The sequence below is a fragment of the Streptomyces virginiae genome (assembly GCF_041432505.1).
Taxonomy (GTDB): Bacteria; Actinomycetota; Actinomycetes; order Streptomycetales; family Streptomycetaceae; genus Streptomyces; species Streptomyces virginiae_A.
This window is the reverse complement of record NZ_CP107871.1, coordinates 5,886,156-5,907,582: the sequence shown is the minus strand read 5'-3', so window position 1 is coordinate 5,907,582 and position 21,427 is coordinate 5,886,156. Positions and strand designations below refer to the sequence as shown.

23 protein-coding genes are annotated in these 21,427 nt (G+C 71.3%); 8 read left to right on the top strand and 15 right to left on the bottom strand.

Features of this window, described 5'->3' with window-relative positions; translation table 11 throughout:
- Positions 1 to 82: 82 nt before the first annotated feature.
- Both OG624_RS27735 and OG624_RS27730 read right to left on the bottom strand, forming a co-directional pair.
- The gene (locus OG624_RS27735; protein WP_033218909.1) at positions 83 to 724 is read right to left on the bottom strand and encodes a DUF6230 family protein; all 642 of its coding nucleotides are present in this window, start codon (positions 722 to 724) and stop codon (positions 83 to 85) included.
- Positions 725 to 1,352: 628 nt separating this feature from the next.
- Entirely contained in the window at positions 1,353 to 2,360 is a 1,008-nt protein-coding gene (locus OG624_RS27730) for a tetratricopeptide repeat protein (RefSeq protein WP_033218907.1), read from the bottom strand.
- Positions 2,361 to 2,609: 249 nt separating this feature from the next.
- Here OG624_RS27730 and OG624_RS27725 point away from each other — a divergent pair, with 249 nt between their 5' ends.
- Entirely contained in the window at positions 2,610 to 3,230 is a 621-nt protein-coding gene (locus OG624_RS27725; RefSeq protein WP_033219126.1) for a TetR/AcrR family transcriptional regulator, read from the top strand.
- Between the two features lie 10 nt (positions 3,231 to 3,240).
- Here OG624_RS27725 and OG624_RS27720 read toward each other — a convergent pair whose 3' ends face one another.
- The 5 genes from OG624_RS27720 to OG624_RS27700 form a co-directional block, all read right to left on the bottom strand.
- Complete coding sequence (locus tag OG624_RS27720; protein ID WP_033218904.1) at positions 3,241 to 3,642, bottom strand: hypothetical protein; 402 nt, start codon at positions 3,640 to 3,642, stop codon at positions 3,241 to 3,243.
- 55 nt (positions 3,643 to 3,697) lie between these two features.
- On the bottom strand, positions 3,698 to 5,398 hold the full coding sequence (locus tag OG624_RS27715; protein WP_033218903.1) for an acyl-CoA mutase large subunit family protein: 1,701 nt from the start codon (positions 5,396 to 5,398) through the stop codon (positions 3,698 to 3,700).
- A gap of 98 nt (positions 5,399 to 5,496) precedes the next feature.
- The gene (locus OG624_RS27710) at positions 5,497 to 5,826 is read right to left on the bottom strand and encodes a DUF3817 domain-containing protein (RefSeq protein WP_033218901.1); all 330 of its coding nucleotides are present in this window, start codon (positions 5,824 to 5,826) and stop codon (positions 5,497 to 5,499) included.
- A gap of 75 nt (positions 5,827 to 5,901) precedes the next feature.
- The gene (locus OG624_RS27705) at positions 5,902 to 6,408 is read right to left on the bottom strand and encodes a MarR family winged helix-turn-helix transcriptional regulator (protein ID WP_033218899.1); all 507 of its coding nucleotides are present in this window, start codon (positions 6,406 to 6,408) and stop codon (positions 5,902 to 5,904) included.
- A gap of 21 nt (positions 6,409 to 6,429) precedes the next feature.
- Complete coding sequence (locus OG624_RS27700; RefSeq protein ID WP_078909195.1) at positions 6,430 to 7,686, bottom strand: MFS transporter; 1,257 nt, start codon at positions 7,684 to 7,686, stop codon at positions 6,430 to 6,432.
- Positions 7,687 to 7,855: 169 nt separating this feature from the next.
- Here OG624_RS27700 and OG624_RS27695 point away from each other — a divergent pair, with 169 nt between their 5' ends.
- Both OG624_RS27695 and OG624_RS27690 read left to right on the top strand, forming a co-directional pair.
- Positions 7,856 to 8,851, top strand: a complete 996-nt coding sequence (locus OG624_RS27695; protein ID WP_033218897.1) for an ArsR/SmtB family transcription factor — start codon at positions 7,856 to 7,858, stop codon at positions 8,849 to 8,851.
- 145 nt (positions 8,852 to 8,996) lie between these two features.
- On the top strand, positions 8,997 to 10,037 hold the full coding sequence (locus tag OG624_RS27690; protein WP_033218895.1) for a glycoside hydrolase family 6 protein: 1,041 nt from the start codon (positions 8,997 to 8,999) through the stop codon (positions 10,035 to 10,037).
- A gap of 22 nt (positions 10,038 to 10,059) precedes the next feature.
- On the opposite strand, the gene OG624_RS27685 is transcribed toward OG624_RS27690, so the two are convergent.
- The 7 genes from OG624_RS27685 to OG624_RS27655 form a co-directional block, all read right to left on the bottom strand.
- Positions 10,060 to 12,036 (bottom strand): kelch motif-containing protein, encoded by a 1,977-nt coding sequence (locus tag OG624_RS27685; protein WP_033218893.1) that lies wholly within the window; start codon positions 12,034 to 12,036, stop codon positions 10,060 to 10,062.
- Positions 12,037 to 12,038: 2 nt separating this feature from the next.
- The gene (locus tag OG624_RS27680) at positions 12,039 to 13,799 is read right to left on the bottom strand and encodes a glycosyltransferase family 2 protein (protein ID WP_078909194.1); all 1,761 of its coding nucleotides are present in this window, start codon (positions 13,797 to 13,799) and stop codon (positions 12,039 to 12,041) included.
- 170 nt (positions 13,800 to 13,969) lie between these two features.
- Positions 13,970 to 14,599, bottom strand: a complete 630-nt coding sequence (locus OG624_RS27675; protein WP_033218891.1) for a TetR/AcrR family transcriptional regulator — start codon at positions 14,597 to 14,599, stop codon at positions 13,970 to 13,972.
- Entirely contained in the window at positions 14,596 to 15,285 is a 690-nt protein-coding gene (locus OG624_RS27670) for a DUF4166 domain-containing protein (protein WP_033218889.1), read from the bottom strand. Before OG624_RS27670 ends, OG624_RS27675 begins: the two co-directional genes overlap by 4 nt.
- The gene (locus tag OG624_RS27665) at positions 15,282 to 15,980 is read right to left on the bottom strand and encodes a hypothetical protein (RefSeq protein WP_033218886.1); all 699 of its coding nucleotides are present in this window, start codon (positions 15,978 to 15,980) and stop codon (positions 15,282 to 15,284) included. The genes OG624_RS27670 and OG624_RS27665 overlap by 4 nt, the downstream gene beginning before the upstream one ends.
- A gap of 172 nt (positions 15,981 to 16,152) precedes the next feature.
- Positions 16,153 to 16,449 carry an MTH1187 family thiamine-binding protein gene (locus OG624_RS27660; protein ID WP_030720816.1) on the bottom strand — a complete coding sequence of 99 codons (297 nt, stop codon included), beginning with the start codon at positions 16,447 to 16,449 and terminating at the stop codon, positions 16,153 to 16,155.
- Positions 16,446 to 16,793 (bottom strand): DUF3817 domain-containing protein, encoded by a 348-nt coding sequence (locus tag OG624_RS27655; protein ID WP_033218884.1) that lies wholly within the window; start codon positions 16,791 to 16,793, stop codon positions 16,446 to 16,448. The genes OG624_RS27660 and OG624_RS27655 overlap by 4 nt, the downstream gene beginning before the upstream one ends.
- Positions 16,794 to 16,981: 188 nt before the next feature.
- Between OG624_RS27655 and OG624_RS27650 the strand changes: the two genes are divergently transcribed.
- From OG624_RS27650 to OG624_RS27630, 5 genes are all read left to right on the top strand, one after another.
- Positions 16,982 to 17,620, top strand: coding sequence for an AIM24 family protein (locus OG624_RS27650; RefSeq protein ID WP_033218882.1), 639 nt, complete (start codon positions 16,982 to 16,984; stop codon positions 17,618 to 17,620).
- Positions 17,620 to 18,270: an AIM24 family protein gene (locus tag OG624_RS27645; RefSeq protein WP_030720825.1), complete on the top strand. Its 651-nt coding sequence runs from the start codon at positions 17,620 to 17,622 to the stop codon at positions 18,268 to 18,270. The genes OG624_RS27650 and OG624_RS27645 overlap by 1 nt, the downstream gene beginning before the upstream one ends.
- 11 nt (positions 18,271 to 18,281) lie before the next feature.
- Positions 18,282 to 19,085 carry an AIM24 family protein gene (locus OG624_RS27640; protein WP_033218880.1) on the top strand — a complete coding sequence of 268 codons (804 nt, stop codon included), beginning with the start codon at positions 18,282 to 18,284 and terminating at the stop codon, positions 19,083 to 19,085.
- A gap of 63 nt (positions 19,086 to 19,148) precedes the next feature.
- A complete protein-coding gene (locus OG624_RS27635; RefSeq protein WP_033219122.1) occupies positions 19,149 to 19,652 on the top strand; it encodes a MarR family winged helix-turn-helix transcriptional regulator in 504 nt (167 codons plus the stop codon).
- Between the two features lie 129 nt (positions 19,653 to 19,781).
- The gene (locus OG624_RS27630; protein ID WP_051763112.1) at positions 19,782 to 20,357 is read left to right on the top strand and encodes a PepSY domain-containing protein; all 576 of its coding nucleotides are present in this window, start codon (positions 19,782 to 19,784) and stop codon (positions 20,355 to 20,357) included.
- A gap of 64 nt (positions 20,358 to 20,421) precedes the next feature.
- Here the strand turns inward: OG624_RS27630 and meaB are convergent, their stop codons facing one another.
- Positions 20,422 to 21,384: a methylmalonyl Co-A mutase-associated GTPase MeaB gene (gene meaB / locus OG624_RS27625; RefSeq protein WP_033218878.1), complete on the bottom strand. Its 963-nt coding sequence runs from the start codon at positions 21,382 to 21,384 to the stop codon at positions 20,422 to 20,424.
- Positions 21,385 to 21,427 lie beyond the last annotated feature (43 nt).

Here is a 21,427-nt window from a genome sequence, read left to right as displayed (position 1 = left end):
GTACGTGAGAACTCTGTGGAGCCCGGACGGGCGGGGGCAACGGCTGCCACCACCCGCCCGTCCGGTCAGACACGGGGACCGATCAGTCCTTGATGTCCTGGTAGCACGGCTGGTCGCCACCGAGCAGGCGCAGCTTCAGGTTGGGCAGCTTGAAGGTGCCCGCCGTGGTCGCCCACGCCTTCTGCTTGACGTCCCGCAGGATCGCCTTGTCCGCGCGCTGCGAGAAGGCGTACGGGCTGGCGACCGTGCCGGCCTGCGGCTTGGTCTTGTGGCTCGGGTCGCCGACCGCGACACCGATGTCCAGGTTGGTGAACTCGGCGTTGGTGTCGAGCTCGGCCACATCCAGGTAGATGTTGGTCGCCTCGGCCGGGGTGCCCTTGTGACCGGTCTTCAGCTGGAGCGTGATGTTGCCCAGCGGAGTCGGGGTGACCAGGGACTGGCACATGTTGGTGATCTTGGCGTTGCTGAACCCGGAGATGGTGACCGGGTGGTGCTGGGCGTTGCCCTTGAGGTCGTGACCCTCGGCGATACCGCCGTACTGGATGAGGTTCTCACCCACGAGCTCGTCGGCCGAGACCTTGAAGTCCTGGCCGGAGACGCTGAAGGACGCCGCAAGGGCACCCTGCGCCAGACCCACACCGACCGCGGCCGTGGCCGCGATGCTCGGCACCATGACGAGCGCGAAGCGCTTCCATCTGGTCCCACCACGAACCTGAGAACTCATTTCGTTCCTCCTTCTCGGACGTACATCTCCGGTCCGGGCCGTGCCCGTCCTGGGATGGGAGAAGTGCTACGTCCTCGGGAAGGAGCGCAGGCGGCCGGGCCGCGGCTGAGCCACGTCCGATACACCGGCGATCACCCCCGAGCGACAACCACTGGGCCACGCGTTCGCGCAACCTGGAGGACAGGCCCCGCCGGAGTGGCGGAGACCCCCCTGTCCCACGGCCGGTGCCACTGCCACAGGCCGGCTCGGTGGGGACCCTTCACCGCGGCTCCGAGTGAGCGGCTCTGCGGGAAGGACCGAGCGTCGCCGATCGTGGTCCATTCCAGGCCGGGGCACAAGGGGGTTCGTTACTGGCGGGTAACGGCCAGATAACCTAGGTACGACCCGCCGCCGTCGGGCAGCAACACAGGGTGTTACCCAGGGCCACGACAGAACGGTCGAATGACGAACACACCGGACAGATCACAGGGTTCGATTTACTGCGAGTAACAGCGGCCGCGATTGCCAAGTTTTGGCAAAGCGCGGCCGCCGTTTATCTACGTGTCAACAAATCGCCGGTGACCCGGCGATGTCCGTGAGGGGCGCGTCGAGGGGCCCGGAGCGGCCGCGAAGCCGGTCCGGAGCCGGCCTAGAAGAGCACCCGGGCGAGCGCCGTACGCGCCGCGGAGACCCGCGGGTCGTCCGCGCCGATGACCTCGAACAGCTCCAGCAGCCGCAGCCGCACGACGTCCCGGTCCTCACCGAACGTGACCCGGACGGTGTCCACCAGGCGCCCGAAGGCGTCCTCCACGTGGCCGCCGACCAGGTCGAGGTCGGCCGCGGCGATCTGCGCCGCCGGGTCGCGCGGGTTCTCGGCCGCCGCGGCCCGCACCGCCTGCGGGTTCATGTGCTGGACCCGGGCGAGGAGCTCGGCCTGGGCCAGGCCCAACGCGGCCTCCGTGTTGCCCGGGTCGTCCGCGAGCACGTTCTTGTAGGCCTGGACCGCGCCACCGAGGTCACCGGCGTCGAGCGCGACGACGGCCGCCTCCAGCAGGGCGTCGTACGGGCCGGCCGGGATCTCGTCGTCCGCGGCCGAGGCGGCCGGAGCGGCGCCCTCCGCGGCCGGGTCCACCTCGATGCCGATGATCCCGAAGCGCTCCTCGGCGACCTGGACGAGCTGGGCGAAGGTCTCACGGATCTGCTGCTCCGGGACCACGCCCTGGAACAGCGGCAGGACCTGACCGGCGACCACGGCGAAGACGGCCGGGATCCCCTGGATCTGGAACTGCTGCATGAGCATCTGGTTGGCGTCGACGTCGATCTTGGCGAGCACGAGGCGACCGTCGGCCTCGGTGATCAGGCGTTCCAGCAGCGGGCTGAGCTGCTTGCACGGCTGGCACCACTCGGCCCAGAAGTCCAGGACGACCGGAACCTCTGCCGAGAGCTGGAGCACATCGCGTTCGAAACCGGCCTCGTCTACGTCGATGACGAGCGCCGACGGCGGCACGGCACCGGCGGACGGACCCGCCTCGCCGGCCTCGCCGGCCCGCTTCGCCGCTTCGGCGCGGGCCTGCTCGGCCTTGGCCTTGGCCTCGCCGGCCGCCTTCACCGCGGCGAGGTCGACGACGCCGCTCATGGACATGTTTCTGGGCTGCATGCGTACATCCTCCCCCGTGTGCGCGCGCCGACGAAAAAGATCGCGTGAATTGGCCGTGCCGCCGTACTGTCGCGATCGTGATGCTGAACGGCGCCGGGTCCCCACCTGGCGCCTGTAGCTCTTCGCGTGGTTGTCGCTCTTACGCTACGAGCCGTAGCGTAACTCCCCCGGCGGCCCACCGCTCCCCTCGCGGGCCCGTGATCTGAACCACAGCGGCCGGTATGGCTACCGACGGGTATGGTCTCGGCCATGCGCAACCCCAGCCCCGGCCGCACCGGTCGTCCCCGCAGCGCCGCCGCGGACGCCGCGATCCTCGCCGCGACCCGGGACGCGCTGGTCGAACTGGGCTGGTCGAAGCTGACGATGGGCGACGTGTCCGCCCGCGCGGGGGTCGCCAAGACCACCCTCTACCGGCGCTGGGCCGGCAAGAACGAGCTGGTCGTGGACGCCGTCGCGGAACTCTTCGACGCGCTCGAACTCCCGGACCGCGGCTCCCTCGAAGCGGACATCGAAGGCGTGGTGCTGCAGTTCGCGGAACTGCTGCGGCGGCCGGAGGCCCGTACCGCCCTGATGGCGGTCGTCGCCGAGTCCACCCGGGACGAGGCCCTGCGCGACCGGATCCGGTCGGCGATCGTGGACCGGCAGAAACGTCTCGTCGTACTGGGTCGCGAGCGGGCCCAGGCCCGCGGCGAACTCCCGTACGAGGAGGACGAGACCCTCGCGGGCCGCACCACGGACCTGATCTTCGACGTGATTGCCGGCACGGTCGTGCACCGCGCCCTGGTGAGCTCCGAACCGGTGGACGAGGTCTGGGTGGCCACCTTCACGGCCCTCCTGATGCACGGCCTCCGGGGCCCGGCGGCGGCCTGACGCGTCCCGACTACGTCTGCGCCGTCGGGCGGGGCTTTCCGGGCCAACTCACCTTGATCCGTCGGCCCTGGTTCTCGGGCGGCGGCCCCAGTCCGGCGCCCGCGAGCGCGGCCCGGCCCGCGTACAGCCCGGCCAACCGGTAGCCGTCGTCCCTGGAGTCGACCTCGTGGAAGCCGCCGTCCGTGACGCGCACCCGGGCCGTCACCCCGCCCAGCCCCTCCTGGATCCCCTCGAACACCGCGGGCAGGAACTCGTGCGGCAGCCGCTCCTCCCGCACGGTGTGCAGGAACTCCGACGCACCGTCGGCGCCGGGCGGTTCGAAGTCGACGACGATGTACGCGTACGGGCCGCAGCCGATCTGCATCACCACGCGAGCGCTGACACCGGGCACGGAAACGGGAAGGCCGGTCATGGGGCCACCGTAGGGTCGCCATGACCGGCCGTTCCACACCTTTACGGGCGGTGGGTCAGAAGCCCGGGGGCTCGGTGTACGTGCCCCACTCGTCGCGCAGGACGTTGCAGATCTCGCCCATCGTGGCCTCGGCCCGCACCGCGTCCAGCATGGCCGGGATCATGTTCGCCCCGTCCCGGGCGGCGTCCAGCATCGCCTTCAGTGCCGCGTCGACCTTGACGTCGTCGCGGCGGGCCTTGCGGGCCGCGAGCTCCCGCACCTGGACGGTCTCCACCTCGTGGCTGACCCGGAGGATCTCCAGGTCCCCGGTGACCGACCCGTGGTGCACGTTGACGCCGACGACGCGCTTGTCGCCCTTCTCCAGGGACCGCTGGTACTGGAAGGCCGACTCGGCGATCTCCCCGGTGAACCAGCCGTCCTCGATGCCGCGCAGGATGCCCGAGGTGATCGGCCCGATCGGGTGCTGCCCGTCCGGGTGGGCGCGCAGGCCGCGCTCCTTGATCTGCTCGAAGATCTTCTCGGCCTCGGCCTCGATGCGGTCGGTGAGCTGCTCCACGAACCAGGAACCGCCCAGCGGGTCCGCCACGTTGGCGACGCCGGTCTCCTCCATCAGCACCTGCTGCGTGCGCAGGGCGATCTCGGCCGCCTGCTCGCTCGGCAGGGCGAGGGTCTCGTCCAGGGCGTTGGTGTGCAGGGAGTTCGTGCCGCCGAGCACGGCCGCGAGGGCCTCCACAGCGGTGCGCACGACGTTGTTGTACGGCTGCTGCGCGGTCAGGGAGACACCGGCGGTCTGGGTGTGGAAGCGCAGCCACATGGACTTCTCGCTCTTCGCCCCGTAGACCTCCTTCATCCAGCGGGCCCAGATCCGGCGCGCGGCGCGGAACTTGGCGATCTCCTCGAAGAAGTCGAGGTGCGCGTCGAAGAAGAAGGACAGGCCGGGGGCGAAGGCGTCGACGTCCATGCCGCGCGAGAGGCCCAGCTCCACGTAGCCGAAGCCGTCGGCCAGGGTGTACGCGAGCTCCTGCGCGGCCGTGGCCCCGGCCTCGCGGATGTGGTAGCCGGAGACGGACAGCGGCTTGTAGGCCGGGATGCCCTTCGTGCAGTACTCCATGAGGTCGCCGATGAGGCGAAGGTGCGGCTCGGGTTCGAAGAGCCACTCCTTCTGGGCGATGTACTCCTTGAAGATATCGGTCTGGAGCGTGCCGTTGAGGACGGCGGGGTCCACGCCCTGCCGTTCGGCGGCGACCAGGTACATGCAGAAGGCGGGGACGGCCGGACCCGAGATCGTCATCGAGGTCGTGACGTCACCGAGCGGGATGTCCTTGAACAGGATCTCCATGTCGGCGGCGGAGTCGATGGCGACCCCGCAGTGGCCCACCTCGCCCAGGGAGCGGGGGTCGTCGGAGTCACGCCCCATGAGGGTCGGCATGTCGAAGGCGACGGAGAGCCCGCCGCCGCCGGCGGCCAGGATCATCTTGTAGCGCTCGTTGGTCTGCTCGGCGTTCCCGAACCCGGCGAACTGCCGGATGGTCCAGGTCCGCCCGCGGTACCCGGTGGCGTGGAGCCCGCGGGTGTACGGGTACTCGCCCGGCCACCCGATGCGCTCGAAGCCCTCGTACGCGTCGCCGGGGCGGGGACCGTAGACCGGTTCGACCTCGTCGCCGGAGAGCGTGGTGAAGTCTGCCTCGCGCTTGCGGGCCTTGTCATAGCGGGCCTGCCAGCGACGGCGGCCTTCCTCGATGGCGTCAGCGTCCATACCCATGAATTTACTAGGACGTCCTAGTAAATGTCGATGGCAAACCCCCGGGGAGTCGCCCCGGGGGTGGGTGACGCTCGCCTCGTACGCGGCGGAGATCAGGCCTTGGCGGTCGCGAGCGAGTCGTCGACCAGCGGTTCGACCTCGGCGCGGACCTTGCGCTCGACGAAGAAGGCTGCCACCGGAATCGTTCCGCTGAGCATGACCCAGAGCATCTTGCCGAAGGACCACCTGGCCTTGGAGCTCAGGTCGAAGGCGAAGACCAGATAGATCATGAAGAGCACACCGTGGGCCTGCGAGACCACGAAGGTCAGGTCGGCGCCGGTGTCGAAGCCGTACTTCGCCACCATGCAGGCACAGAGGATCAGGAGCATGACCGCGGTCACGTAGGCCATGGCGCGGTAGCGGGTCAGCACGCTTCGTTTCATGCCGACGAGCCTAGCCGTCCGTTTTGCTCGATCTTGACGCGGCCCCGGGGCCCGGCATGATCCGAAAGAGACGGCCTAGTCCTGGAAGTCCGCCGCGGCCACCCGCAGCGGGCGCAGCAGCGCGAAGATCTCCCCGCACTCCTCGGCGTCGTACGCGCCGAGGCCGAAGTCGACGGCCATCAGGGCCTTCGTGGCGGCCTCGACGACCTCGCGGCCCTTCTCCGTGATGGAGGCGAGGGTGCCGCGGCCGTCGTTCGGGTTGGGCCGCTTGGCGACCAGTCCGGACCTCACCAGCCGGTCCACGGTGTTGGTCACCGACGTCGGGTGGACCATCAGCCGCTCGCCGATCTTGGACATCGGCAGTTCGCCGGCCTTGGAGAAGGTGAGCAGCACCAGTGCCTCGTACCGGGCGAAGGTGAGCCCGTACGGCTTGACGACCGCGTCGACCTCGCCGAGCAGGATCTGGTGCGCGCGCATGATCGAGGTGATCGCGGCCATCGAGGGCACGGGTCCCCAGCGCTGCTGCCAGAGCTCGTCGGCGCGGGCGATGGGATCGAAGGGAAGGCTGAGCGGCTTGGGCACGCGTCCGACCCTACCGGGAGGTCACTTCACGGCGAGGGCCGTCTCATCCCTCAGTCGTTCCTCCTGCCGGACGGCGGACCGGAGTTCGGCCAGGAGCAGCAGGACGACCCCGGTTCCGAGGACCCCGGCGCCGGTGACCACCTCGTGCACCGGGCGGAATTCGGCCGCCAGCCCGGCCAGGGCCATGCCGACTCCCTGGAGGGTCATCAGGCCGGTGCTGAGCAAGGTCATGGCCCGGCCCCGCAGCTCGTCGGGGACGGCGTCGACGTACCACTGGTCCAGCCCGAGGGTGTAGGCGTGGGCCAGCCCGGCGAGCAGCAGGGCGGCGAGGACCACGGGCAGGCCCGGCCGCAGGGCGAAGAGCAGGAGCGGCAGCAGCCCGGCGGAGGCGAGCGGGATCACGATCCGCGAGCGCGTGCGGGCGGTGAGGGCGGAGCCCGCCCAGAGTTCCCCGGCGATGGTGCCGACGGGCATGGCGCACATCATCAGGCCCAGCGCGGCGGTGCCGACGCCGATGCCGTCCGCGTACGGGGCGAGCAGCGCCTCGGGGACGACGAGGAAGACGGGCGGCAGCCAGAACAGCAGCATCAGCGCCCGCAGCCGGCGGCGGCCGAGGACGGCGCGCAGTCCGGCGAGCGGGGAGGTACGGGCGCCGCCGCGGGCGGGTCGGCTGCGCGTGCCCAGCCGCAGCAGCAGCGCGGAGCCGAGGAAGCCGGCGGCGGTGAGGGCGATGGCGGCGCGTGGCGCGAGCACGGTGAGCAGCAGCCCACCGAGGCCGAAGCCGATGAGCTGGGCGCTCTGGGCCACCATGCGCAGCAGCGAGCGGCCCAGGACGAAGGCGTCGCCGGTGCCGAGGATGTCGGAGAGGGAGGCGTTGCGCGTGCCCTGGAACAGCGGCGCGACGAAGGCCATGGCGCAGCGCAGGACGAGGAGCACGGCGACGGGCGTGCCCGGCGCCACCATGGCGGCGGCGCAGAGCGCGCAGACGAGGTCGCAGGTGACGAGCACCCGGCGGGCGGGGTGGCGGTCGGCGATCCCGGCGAGGAGGGTGCCGCCGAGGACGTACGGGAGGAAGCCGAGGGCGAAGGTGAGCGCGCTCATCAGGGGTGAGCCGGTGGTGCGGTAGACGAGGACGGACAGCGAGATCTCGGCGACGACCACGCCGAACACGGACAGCAGATGTGCGGCGAAGACGGTACGGAACTCACGGACCCGGAACACGGAGCGGTAGCCCGGGGGCGGTGCGGACCGCCCGGGCGCCTGGGTGTCGGCTGGCATGGGCCCAGCGTCCCGGGCCCGGGGCCGGCGCCCCAGAGATTCGCCTGTGGCCGAATGTTGAGGCAGAGTCCTTGTCAGTCCTGTCAGTCCTGTCAGTCCTGTCAGTCCTGTCGGTCCTTGTCGGTCCTTGTCTCGGCGGAAGTCCGGGGGAAGGGGAGGGAGCACCGGGATGGGGTTGCACCACTACTTCGGGCACGAGGATCTGCTGCGGTGCCGGTTCGCGCTGTCGCCCGCGTGGGAGACGATGGAGGCGGTCCGCACCCTGAAGCTCACGGAACGGCAGGGCTACCACCTGCCCTGGCTGCGGGGGATCCGCGCCGCTGCCGACGGGTTGGACCTGCGGCCGTTGTGGCTGCTGATGCCGCACCGCGGGCACAGCGCGGACTTCATCGGCCCGCCGCCGAGCGGACCGGGGGTCTCCTTCGCGGAGGAGCTCGCGCTGATCCGCGGGGCGGACCCGGCCGCGGCGCACGAGGACATGCGCAAGTCGCTGGCCTGCACGCCCGGCGCCCTCGACAGCGATACGGGCCGCCACCTCCTCGCCGATCCGGCGCGGGCCGTACACGAACTGGCCGATCTGATGGAGCGGGCCTGGAGCCTGCTGATCGAGCCGCACTGGCCGCGGCTGCGGGCCCTGCTGGAGGCGGACATCCTCTTCCACTCGCGGCGCCTGGCCGCCGGCGGGCTCCAGTCGCTCTTCGACGGTCTGCACCCGGGCCTCGCCTGGGATCCCGCCACCCTCACCCTGACCATCGAGCGGCCCAGTCACCACGAGCGCGTCCTGGGCGGCCAGGGGCTGCTGCTGATGCCGAGCGCCTTCATCTGGCCGGGGATCGCGGGCGGCTTCGACCCGCCCTGGCAGCCCACCATCGTCTATCCGGCGCGTGGCGTCGGCGCCCTGTGGACCCCGGCCCAGGAGAACACCCCGGACGCGCTCGCCCGGCTGCTGGGCCGGGCCCGGGCCGAGGTGCTGTGCGCGCTGGAGGAGCCGGCCTCCACCACGGCGCTGGCCCACCGGCTCGGTCTGGCCCCGTCCACGGTCTCGGCCCATCTGGGGGTCCTGCACGCGGCGGGACTGCTCATCTCCGCCCGTCACGGCCACCAGGTCCGCTATGAGCGCACCCCGCTGGCGATCGCCCTCACCACGGGCGACCCCGCCCCCTGAGCCCGGCCCGCCGGACCTCGCCCGCCCGGCCCGCCTCCGTGGCCCCGCCGCCGCCCGGTGTCGCACAGCCATGCCTACTGCCCGACATGTCAACATATCCCGGTATCTTGCTCCGCTGCCCGACCCTTCGTCCCGAGGAAGCCGGATGCCCCCCGCCGCTCGCAGGCCGCGTTTTCGCACCACCGCCCCCGTCCTCGGCCTCCTCGCGCTCCTCGCCGCGGCCCCCGCCTGCGGCGGTGAACCCGCGCCCGAGTCGGGCACCCCCGCCGCCTCGCCCGTGGCGCCCTCCCCCATCGTCGCGGCCGAGGAGTCCCCGTTCTGGGTGGACCCGCACAGCGACGCCGCCCGGCAGGTCGCCGCGTGGGAGGCCGCCGGCCGCAACAGCGACGCCCAGGTGCTGCGCCGGATCGCGGACCGCCCGCTCACCCTGTGGGGGCCGGGTGACGACCCCGGTCCCGAGATCCGCCGGGCCCGGGCGGGGGCCCGGGCCACCGGGCGGACCCTGCTGCTCGCCGCGTACAACATCCCCTACCGGGACTGCGGGCAGCACTCGGCCGGCGGCGCCCCGGACGCCCGCGCCTACCGGAGCTGGATCGGCGCCTTCGCCGACAACATCGAGGACACCAAGGCCGTCGTCGTCCTGGAGCCCGACGCGATCGCGCACATCATCGACGGGTGCACCCGGCCCGAGCACCACGCCGAGCGCTACCAACTGCTCTCCGAGGCCGTCGACCGGCTGAAGAAGAACCGCAACACCAAGGTCTATCTGGACGCCGGCAACCCGGCCTGGATCCCCAACCCGATGGACCTCGTCGACCCCCTCTTCAAGGCGGGCCTCGCCCGCGCCGACGGCTTCGCCCTCAACGTCTCCAACTTCCAGCCCGACGCGGCCGCCCGGGCCTACGGCGCGAAGATCTCCCAGGGCACCAGCGGCAAGCACTTCGTCATCGACACCAGCCGCAACGGCGACGGCCCACTGCCCGGCGACCGCGCCCAGGCCTGGTGCAATCCGCCGGGCCGCGCCCTCGGGGCGCCGCCGACCGACCGGACGGGCGACCCGCTCGTCGACGCGTACCTCTGGGTCAAGCGGCCCGGCGAGTCCGACGGGACCTGCCGCGGCGGCCCGTCGGCCGGCACCTGGTGGCCGGACTACGCCCTGGGGCTGGCCCGCCGCGCCCGCGAATGACCGGACGCGGCCCGGACACCCCCTACGGGGCCGCCGGCCGCGGGGCCTTGACCTGGAGCCACTTCGCCACCGACGGCGTCCCGTCCGCGTCGGTCACGAACAGCATGTACCAGCCCGGCGGCACCAGCGTCGGGTCCTGGGGCACCTCGACCGTGACCGAGCGGTCCGCCTTGGTCAGCCCGAGCTCGATCGAACGCTGCTCCACGTCCGTGGTGTGCGTGACCGCGCTCGGTCGCATCAGGCGGGCCCGCGCGATCCGCTCCGGGTCCGCGGTGGCGAAGGTGGCCCGCCCGGCCGCGTCGAACGCTTCGGGCCCGTCGCCCAGGACCGGCCGCCGGGCCGGGTCCCGGTAGAGGTACGGGGGCGAGTACACCTCCATCCGGTGCTCGAACTTGCCCAGCCTGGTGTTGTCCTTGTCGGCGAAGAGCGGGTCCGAGCCGAAGGTCGCCACCCGCCCGTCCGGCAACAGCAGCGCCTCGGAGTGGTAGTTGCGGCCCACGGTCGGGTCCGCGGCGGCCACGAAGGAGTCGGTGCGCGGGTAGTAGAACTGCGCCTTGTGGATGTCGCTGGCACCGCGGCCGCGGTAGTCGGCGGAACCGCCCGTGGTGAAGACCGAGTCGTCCGGCAGCAGCACGCTGCTCAGATAGCGGGTGGCGCGGGGCAGCCGCGCCGAGGACCGGAAGACCGGGTTCTCCTCCTTCAGGTCGATGATCGCGGTCCGGCCGGAGGAGAGCTTGGACTCGCCGACCCCGCCGCCGCCGAGGACCATCACCTTCTGGTCCTGGGCGGGCGCCAGCAGGAGCGAGGAGGAGGTCTCCATGCGGTCCGGCTCGGCGAGCCCGCCCACCTTCTCGAACGTGTTGGTCGCCAGGTCCCACACACCCGGCTCGCGCCCCTTGGTCTTGGGGCCGTAGCCCGCGTTGGAGCCGGTGTAGAGGAGCTTGCCGCCCTGCATGAGGAAGAGCGCGGGATAGGTCGGGAAGTAGTGGAAGGGAGCCTTCGACCACTTCTTGGTCTGCGGGTCGTAGTACTCGTTGTCGCCGGGCACCACGTCGCCCACGTCGTTGAGGCCGGAGACCGCGAGCACCCGCCCGTCCTCCAGGGTCACGAGCGTCGGATACCAGCGGGCGTCGCTCATCGGGTCGACGCGGAGGTACTTCTCCGCCTCCGGGTCGAACTCGTACGCCGACTTGATGCCCTGGAAGTCCTGTTTGTCGGCGCTCAGTCGCTCCGCGAGCCCGTAGACGTTGTCGGCGTCCTTGCCGGTCAGCCCGACCACCTCGTACTGCGCGGCCTCCGTCGTCAGCCCCGCGGCGCCGGGCTTCACCGCCTCCACGAAGACCCGTGACTCGGCGGCGACCACGGTGGTCCGCCAGGGCATCGCCTTTCCGCCGCGCCCGTAGGTGATCTCGAAGTTCTTCCTGGCCTTCGGCACGACCACGTCGAACTTCGCCTCGTACTCCACCCCGGACGGGGACCGGAACCGGGTGCCCTTGCGCAGCTTGACGGTCTTGTCGGGGTTCTCGTTCTTGACCCGCATCCGGCCGCCCGCCCGGGTGACCTTCCCGTGCAGGACCTCGTAGCGGGCGGTGCCGCCGGCCACCAGCAGGCGCCCGTCGGGCAGCTGGCTGTGCCCGGCGCAGAAGAAGTCCTCCGGGGTCGGGATCTTCTTGAAGCTGTTGTCCTCGGGATTCCACAGGACGGTCTCGAAGGTGCCCTTGTCGAAGTTCTTCTGGTTGTTGCCGCTACCGGCGATGAGCAGCACCTTCCCCGTGTGCAGCAGGGCCGCGTGCATGGCGTTGATCCGGTACTCCTCGGGGAGCCCGACCAGGCCCCACGACCCGTACTGGATCCGGTAGCTGGTCTGCCCGATCTTGTACGAGTGGTACTTGTCCTCGGCGAAGGAGAGCGCGGCGGGCGCGTTGAGCGCGACGAGCACCAGCACGGCCGCGGCGCCCAGGGCGGTCTTCTTGAACTTCTTCGAAGGCCGGTAGTCCATGCTCAGTTCCCTCCTGTCGCTTGGACGTACGCCGGCTCCTCACCCGGCTCGGAGCCCGGTTCCGTCCCGCCCCCGGACCCCGGTCGGCCGCGCGTCACGCACCACACGGCGAGCGGGGCGAGTGCGATGGCCAGGGCCAGCACCGCCCAGACGCGCATGGCGACGTGCGTGTGCTCGAAGCGGACGGACGCGAGCAGCGAGGCGATCAGGACGGCGGCCCAGAAGAGGTGGATGCGGAAGGTCGCCAACCGGTCGGGGCTGGCGTCCCCGCCCTTGGGGGTGACGACGAAACGGCCCTCGGTGCGCAGCACCGCCGAGCCGAGCGACCTGAGGTAGACGGGCGCGCAGACCGCGGACAGGGCCATGCCCGCGACGCCGCCGGAGCCCGCCGGTTCGTGGGGCGAGACGTTGTGGCGGCGGTTCCACAGGTAGAGGCCCACCTGGAGGGCGGCCGCGTCGGCGTAGAGCATCAGCCAGACCTTGGAGGAGACCTGGGTGCCGGAGGCGCCGAACCAGAGGAAGAGGGCGCAGCTGAGGATGCCGAGCAGCCAGTTCACCGCGGTCATCGGGTAGTAGACGAGCATCAACGTGTAGTTGAGCCGGCGCCCGGCGGGCATCGTGAACAGGCTCTTGCGGTACTGCTTGAACAAGGTCTCGTAGGTGCCGCGCGACCAGCGCAGCTGCTGGGTGAAGAGGTCGGTCCAGGAGGCGGGGCCCTCGCCGACGGCGAGTACGTCGGGGGTGTAGACGGAGCGCCAGAACCGCCCCGTGGCCGGGTTCCTGCTGCGGTGGAGCTCGAAGCCGGTGGCCATGTCCTCGGTGATGGAGTCGTAGAGCCCGCCGATCTGCCGCAGGGCGCTGATCCGGACGGCGTTGTTGGTGCCGACGAACATCGGGGCGCCGTACCGGTTGCCGGCGCGCTGGATCAGGGCGTGGAAGAGGTACTGCTGGGATTCGGCGGCCTTGGTGACGGCCTCGGTGTAGTTGCCGTAGACCTGGGGGCCGACGACGAAGGCGACGTCGGGGTCGCGGAAGAATCCGAGCATCCGCTCCAGGTAGTTCGCGAGCGGGACGTGGTCGGTGTCGACGGAGGCGAAGAACTCGTAGTCGTCGCCGTGCCGCAGCAGCCAGGAGTTGTAGTTGCCGTGCTTGGTCCTCGCCCGGTGGGGGCCTTGGGCCGTGTTCCACTCGGGCACGCCCTTGCGGGTGAAATGCCGTACACCGAGCCGCGCGCACAGCGCCCGGGCCTCGGGGTCGTCGCCCTCGTCCAGCAGCCATATGTCCAGCGGCCCGTCGTGGCGCACGCGCCGCGCGCCCTGGAGCGTGGCCCGCACCATGGCGAGGGGTTCCTTGCCGGGGACGTAGGTCGTCAGGAACGCGACGCGGGTGCCGGGCTCGGCCGGTACGGGGACGGGGTCGCGGGCGACCATCGTGGCGTGGGCGATCGACACCACGTTGACCAGGGTGAAAAGCATGATCAGCGCGATGGAGCAGAGCATCGTGGCATCGAGGACGACCAGCCAACGGGCTGCGCCCTCCCGGACGGTCCAGTGACTGGGCCAGACCAGGTAGAGCAGCAGTCCGGCCGCGGCCACCGGGGCGAGGGTCATGAGGGCGATCGCCCGTATTCGGGTGCGGACCTCCTCGCGCGAGAGCAGGGAGCGGTACTCCACCCGGTACACGCCGTCGGGGCCGGGGGTCGGTCGCGCGAGGGGACCGGCGAGGCGGCTGTGCGTCTCGTAGTCGAAGCTTTCCGGCGCCACGGTCCCTCCCGATGCTCGATCCCGAGGCCGATATCCCTACGAAAGGTGACAGCTTCGGTCGTGTCGAACGGGGCTCGGCCGACCGGGCGGTCCTTCCGCGGATCGGGCGCCGTAGGCCGTACGGGTGATGCGCGCGGGTGGCTCCGGCGGCGCGGGCGGTGCGGCCCGGTTCAGCGGGTGCCGCGCCGCAGGCCGTGCCGCACCACGCGCTGGCTCAGGGAGCCGAGACCTTCCAGCATCGTGGCCAGTCCGGCGAGCTGTTCCAGCGCGGCGAGCGCGCTGCCGGCGCCCTGCGGGTCGACCCCTTCGTACAGCTCGATGCCGATGAAGGAGGCGGCCGTGGCCCGGGCCAGCCCGGCCGGGTCGGCGTACCCCTCCAGCGGGGTCGCCGCCAGCAGCCGGGTGAGGACCTTCTCCAGCTCCTCGATCCACAGTCCGAGCCCGTCGGCGGTGGCGGCGGCGAGGACGGGCGAGGTCTGCCCGGCGGCCAGCAGCTGCCCGAGCAGGGCGACGTTCCCGGCGGCCCGTTCCTCCTCGTGCATGGCGCGGGCGAACTCCAGCAGTTCGGCGAGGCTGCCCAGGGCGGCGAGGCGGTCGCGGTAGCGGGCCACGCGCTGCTCGGCGCCGTACCGGCAGGCCGCGGCGAGCAGCTCGTCCACGGAGCCGAAGTGGTAGAAGATCAGGCCCTGCCCCACCCCGGCGGTGGCCGCGACGGTGCGTGCGGAGGCCTTGGCGACGCCCTGCTCGGCCAGGGTGCGCAGGGCTCCTTCGAGCAGCTTCTCCTTGGTGGCGGCGCTCATGCCCGGGCCTCCTCGCGGACCGGCCGCAGGTCGCCGCACAGGCCGGTCGCCCACTGTTCGCGGGCGTCGACGTACTCCGCGGTGAAGGAGCCCTCGTAGCCGAAGAGCGGTCCGAAGCGGCGGTTGACCACGCGCACCCGGATCCGGAACCGGCCGGTGGCGTCGTCGAAGGACTCGCGGACCTCGGCGTCGCCGCCGATCAGGTCGGGCACGCGGACGTCGACGGGGCCCTCACGGAAGCGGTGTTCGCCGGAGCGGATGAGCAGCGAGCCGTCGGGCTCGGCGCTCATGTGGAGGTCGCTGGCGAGGTGCTGGTGGGTGCCCAGGTAGTCGAGGACGCAGTCGCGTTCGGGGCTGTGGACCATGGTGGCGTCGAACCGGTGCGGCCCGTCGGGCAGCTGGAAGGTCCGGACGAAGGTGACGGTCTCGCGGCCGAAGGAGTCGAGGTAGGGGAGGTTCTCGATGACGAAGGGGACGTCGCGCCCCTCGCGCGGCACCAGGATGTTCCGTGTTCCGCCGAGCCGGAGGAAGGGCTTCACATAACCGGGGCCGTGCCATATCCGCTCCATGGTGCCGCGGCCGACACAGCCCTCGCCGCTCGTGAGCCCCACCGAGAAGCGGCGCTGGATCTGCGGGTGCAGACGGTCGAACTCGGCGCCCATGTGGGCCCGGAAGATGGAGGTCATGACAGCTCCAGGGTGCTCAGCAGGCGGGGCGCGGAGGCCGGGGTCCGCCCGGGCGGGGTGCGCAGGCAGCGGCGGGCGGCCGGGGTGCCGGGCAGCGGGGGCACCAGCAGTGCGGCGGCCAGGACGAACAGGGCGATCGGCAGCGGCGCGTACAGCAGGGCGGCCACCGACAGCAGGGCGCGCAGGGCGCTCTCGCCGATCGCGCGGGCCAGGGCGCGGCCCGGGGTGGTCCCGCGCTCGCACCACAGCCGCAACCGGTCGAAGGACCATGCGGTGGCCCAGCCCATGAGGGGGCGCAGGACCAGCCGGTCGGCGAGGGCCCCGAAACGACCCCAGCGCGGCCGGTAGTCGTAGCCGGTGAGGAAGCGGATCCCGTCGGCGTCGGGGACGTAGCGCCAGTAGCCGCTGCCCTCGGCGAGCAGCGACAGCGGGTGCTCCGAGGCGAACCGCAGGGCCGACACCCGGGTGCCGTCGGGGCGGTGGCGTTCCCCGGCGGAGATCCCGGTCCCGTCGACGGAGAGGAACGGCAGTACGCGGGTCGCGTACCGGAACCGCTGGGGCTCGCCCTCGGCGCGCGGGAGGTAACCGATGGAGGTGAACCGCAGGTCCCACCGCCGGTGCTGGGCCGGGTCCTGGCTGCGCTCCCAGAGTTCGTCCATGCCGGCCCGGATCCGCGTCTCGACGTAGAGACCCATTCCCACCCCCCGTTCGTCGTGTTGAGCGATCGCTCAACCGGCACCCTAGGAGAAATTGAGCGATCGCTCAAACGAGGTCGGCCCGGGCACGCGGGCATGCGAAAGCGCCCCCGGCCTGTGGGCCGGGGGCGCTTTCGGAAGTATCGGCGGATGTCGGGCGGGTGAGGGCGGTTCAGCCCTCGGCCAGGTGCCGCTCCACCGTCTCGACCTTGGAGGTGATCCCGTCGTGGACCCCGGGACGGATGTCGGCCTTGAGGATGAAGGAGACGCGCGGCGCCCGTTCCTCCACGACGGCCACCGCGCGCCGGACCACGTCCATGACCTCGTCCCACTCACCTTCCACGGTGGTGAACATCGCGTCGGTGCGGTTCGGCAGCCCGGACTCGCGGACCACCCGGACCGCGTCGGCGACGTACTCGCCGACCTCTTCACCGACCCCCAGCGGGGTCACCGAGAACGCGACGATCACGCCTGGGCCGCCTCACGCGCGACGCGGGCCGCCACCACGCTGTCCGCCTCTTCCCGCTTGAGCAGCTTGTCGCCGTAGAGGCCGCCCAGGGGCACCACGGAGAGGACGAAGAAGAACAGGACCTTCTTGAAAGGCCACTTCGCCTTGTACCAGACGTCCAGCAGCAGCACCCCGTAGATCATGAACAGGATCGCGTGCAGGAAGCCCAGCGGCATCAGCAGGTAGTCGATGTCCGAGACCCGGCTCAGCAGCGAACCGAAGATCAGCAGGGCCGGGAACGACAGCGCCTCCGGTACGGAGACGAGGCGGAGCCGGTGCAGGGCGGAGGCGGTCTTGATGTCCACGTGGAACCTTCGGGGTGGAGGCCAGGGTCCTTCCCAGTGTCTCAGCCGCTTTACGGGATCTTGACCCGGCCCCGTCCCGCTCCTGGGCCCGCGAGGGCCGGGCCCGGTCGCCCCCATATCTCCCGGGTGTGGCATATATCGTCCACAGGGCCCTGTTCGGGGTCGCCCGGTGCCGATAACGTCTTCCCGTGGCTCAGTTCCGACTCCAAGGCAGCAAGGTGCTGGCCGTCGACCTGACCGGGGATGCCGTGAAAGCGAAGAACGGCTCCATGGTCGCGTACGACGGGCAGATGGCCTTCAAGAAGATGACCGGCGGCGGCGAAGGCCTCCGCGGCATGGTGACCCGCCGGCTGACCGGCGAACAGATGACAGTGATGGAAGTGCAGGGGCACGGCACCTGCTTCTTCGCCGACCGCGCGAGCGAGATCAACCTGGTCTCCCTGCGCGGTGAGAAGCTCTACGTCGAGTCCAGCAACCTGCTGTGCACCGACGCCGGTCTGCGGACCGGCACCACCTTCACCGGCCTGCGCGGCGCGACGACCGGCAACGGCCTCTTCACCACGACCGTCGAGGGCTCGGGCCAGGCCGCGATCATGTCCGACGGGCCGGCCGTGGTGCTGCGCGTGAGCGCCCAGTACCCGCTGTCCGTCGACCCCGGCGCGTACATCGCGCACACGGGCAACCTCCAGCAGTCCTTCCAGTCCGGTGTGAACTTCCGCACACTCATCGGCGAGGGCTCCGGCGAGGCGTTCCAGATCCGCTTCGAGGGCGAGGGCCTGGTCTACGTGCAGCCCAGCGAGCGCAACACCGTCGGGGGCGACATCTGATGCCGTTCCGCGAGATCAACTCGAAGATGGTCGAGGCCCAGGTGATCCCGGGTCAGAAGATGTTCAGCCAGCGCGGCGCCATGCTCGCGTACCGCGGCGAGGTCTCCTTCACCCCGAGCCTGACGGGCGGTCAGGGCGGGGTCATGGGCATGATCGGACGCCGGGTGGCGAACGAGCAGACCCCGCTGATGGCGGTCGAGGGCAGCGGCACCGTGATGTTCGGCCACGGCGGCCACCACATCCAGGTGATCAACCTGACCGGCGAGACCCTCTACGTCGAGGCGGACCGGCTGCTCGCCTTCGACGGCACCCTCCAGCAGGGCACGATGTTCATGGGCTCCCAGGGCGGGGTCATGGGCATGGTCCGCGGCCAGGTGACCGGCCAGGGCCTCTTCACCACCACCCTCAAGGGCCACGGCTCCGTCGCCGTGATGGCCCACGGCGGGGTCATCGAGCTGCCGATCACCCCGCAGCGCCCGATCCACGTGGACCCGCAGGCGTACGTCGCCCACCACGGTGACGTGCGCAACAAGCTCTCCACCGCCCTCGGCTGGCGGGACATGGTGGGGCGCGGCTCGGGCGAGGCGTTCCAGCTGGAGCTGTCCGGTCAGGGCGCGGTGTACGTACAGGCCTCCGAGGAGAAGCTGTGAACTTTGGCCCTGTGACCGGCGGACCGGGCGGCCCGACGGTTTACGACCCGTACACGCTGCCCTCCGACGACAACGTGAACGCGTACACCTTCTGCGTGGAGCTCAAGGGGAGCCAGTGGTTCCTGCAGAAGGGCAAGATGATCTCGTACTACGGGCACATCGAGTTCAACGGCATCGGCAACGGCCGCTTCGACCGGCTGCTGCGCACCAGCTTCCACTCGCCGCTGCACGCCAGTGACTGGGTGGTCGCCGAGGGCTCGGGCAAGATGCTGCTGGCCGACCGGGCCTTCGACGTGAACTCGTACGACCTGGACAACGGCAACCTGACGATCCGGTCGGGCAACCTGCTCGCGTACCAGCCCTCGCTCGCCCTCAAGCAGTCGATCGTCCCGGGCTTCCTGACGCTGATCGGAACCGGGAAGTTCGTGGCGGCGTCCAACGGACCGGTGGTGTTCATGGAGCCGCCGCTGCGCGTGGACCCGCAGGCGCTGGTGGGCTGGGCCGACTGCCCTTCGCCGTGCCACCACTACGACCACGGCTACATGACGGGCGTGATGGGCGGGCTGCGCTCGCTGACCGGCATCGGGGGCAGCTCGGGCGAGGAGCACCAGTTCGAGTTCGTCGGCGCGGGGACGGTGCTGCTGCAGTCGTCGGAGATGCTGATGGCGGAGCAGGCGATCGGCGCGGTCGGCGCCGGGGCGGCCACGGGCAACGCGCAGGGCGTTCCGGGGGCCGGTCAGGGTCCGATGGGGCAGCTGGGTGTGCCGCGGATGCCGGGACAGCTGGGTGATCTCCAGCGCCGCCTCGGACTGTGATCCTCGGACCTCGGATTTTTGTACGTAATTCAACTTTTTAGGTAGAGTTCATTCATGGAGACCATGGAGACCGACACGGCCCCCCTCCCCCAGAGTCCGTCCGGGGGCACCCGCTGGCTGACCGATGCCGAGCAGTGCGCCTGGCGCACCCACCTGGACGTCAGCAGGCTGCTGATGCACCAGCTGGAAAAGGATCTCCAGCCCTTCGGACTCACCAACAACGACTACGAGATCCTCGTGAACCTCTCGGAGTCGCCGGACCACCGGCTGCGGATGAGCGATCTCGCGACCGCCACGCTGCAGTCCAAGAGCCGACTGTCGCACCAGATCACGCGCATGGAGACGGCCGGCCTGGTCCGCCGGGTGAACTGCGAGTCCGACCGCCGCGGCCTGTACGCGGTGCTCACGGACGAGGGCATGGAGACGATGCGTCGGGTCGCCCCGCACCACGTGGCGTCCGTCCGCCGGCACTTCATCGACCTGCTGCCGCCGGAGGCCCTGGCGGCGCTGCGCTCCTCGCTGACCCCGGTCGCGGAGCACCTGCGCGACAACCGCGGCAAGGTCTGAGGCCTGGGCCGTCCGGGAACCGCGGGCCTCACGGGCTCGCCGCGCCCCGGACGGCCGTCGGCCCGACAATGGCTGGGAACGCTCGCTGCCGGCCCTTGCCCGTCGGGCCGGCCTGAGGAGGTCCAGCCTATGAAGCGCAACGTGTTCGTCTCAGCCGCCGCGTCCGTGGTCCTGCTGACCGCGGCTCCCTTGGCGACCGCCGCCACGGCGTCCGCCGACTCGGCGAGAACCGCCCCCGCGTCCGCCGCCGCCCGAGCCGACGTCTCGGCCGAGCAGGCCATCGCCGCCGCCCTCAAGGACTATCCGGGCGTGGTCGAGTCCCTCGACAGGGACGGCAACATCTGGCACGTGGACGTGATCACCAAGGACGGCAAGGGCCACGCCGAGCTGGAGGTCGACGCCGCCACGGGCAAGGTCTCCCGGGAGAACGTGGACAAGGACGAGAACCCGGGCGAACACAAGGGCCTGCTCGCGGCCAAGATCACTGCCGCGCAGGCCGCCAAGGCCGCCGTGGCCGCCCACCCGGGCACGACGTGGACCGTCGAGTGGGACTCCGACGACGACAGCGGCAAGACCCCGTACTGGCACGTCGAGGTCAGAGGCTCCGACGGCAAGACCTGGGACGCGTCGGTGGACCCGACAACCGGCAAGGTCACCGCACAGACCGACTCCGACTCCGACTCGGACTCCGACGACAACTCCTGACCCCCGGCCACCGGCGGGGAGCGCCGCACGCGCTCCCCGCCGAGCCATGGGTCCCGGCGGGGCCTCAGCCCTCCGTCAGCGTCTCCAGCAGCGCGTCCGCCGCCGCGTAAGGGTCCAGCTCGCCCACGGCCACCCGGGCGGCCAACGCGTCCAGGTGCGCGTCACCGTGCACGTCCGCCATCCGCGCCCGCAGCGCGGTCACGGCGATCGTCTCGACCTCCCGAGCCGCCCGGCCGGCCCGCCGCTGGGCCAGCACGCCGCGCTCGTCCATCCACGCCCGGTGCTTCTCCAGTGCCTCGACCAGCTCGTCGATGCCCTGGCCGCGAGCCGCGACCGTCTTGACGATCGGCGGCCGCCAGTCGTCCCGGCCCCGAGCCTCGCCCAGGCCCAGCATGTGGTTCAGCTCCCGGGCCGTGGCGTCCGCGCCGTCCCGGTCCGCCTTGTTGACCACGTAGACGTCGCCGATCTCCAGGATGCCCGCCTTCGCGGCCTGGATCCCGTCGCCCATCCCGGGGGCCAGCAGCACCACCGAGGTGTCGGCCTGCGAGGCGATCTCCACCTCCGACTGCCCGACCCCGACCGTCTCGACCAGGATCACCTCGCAGCCGGCCGCGTCCAGCACCCGGATCGCCTGCGGGGCGGCCCAGGCGAGGCCGCCCAGGTGGCCGCGGGTGGCCATGGAGCGGATGTAGACCCCCGGGTCCGAGGCGTGGTCCGACATCCGCACCCGGTCGCCGAGCAGCGCCCCGCCCGAGAAGGGCGAGGACGGGTCCACGGCCAGGACGCCGACCCGCTTGCCGGCCTTGCGGTACGCGGAGACGAGCGCCGAGGTCGAGGTCGACTTGCCGACGCCCGGCGACCCCGTCAGCCCCACCACGTACGCCCCGCCCGTCAGCGGCGCCAGCGCGGCCATCACCTCGCGCAGCTGCGGGGACGCGCCCTCGACCAGCGAGATCAGCCGGGCCACCGCTCTCGGTCGGCCCTCACGGGCCTGGGCCACCAGCTGGGGGACGTCCACCGCCGTCATACGTGCTGCGCTCCTCGGTTCTCGTACGGGATGTCGGAGGGCC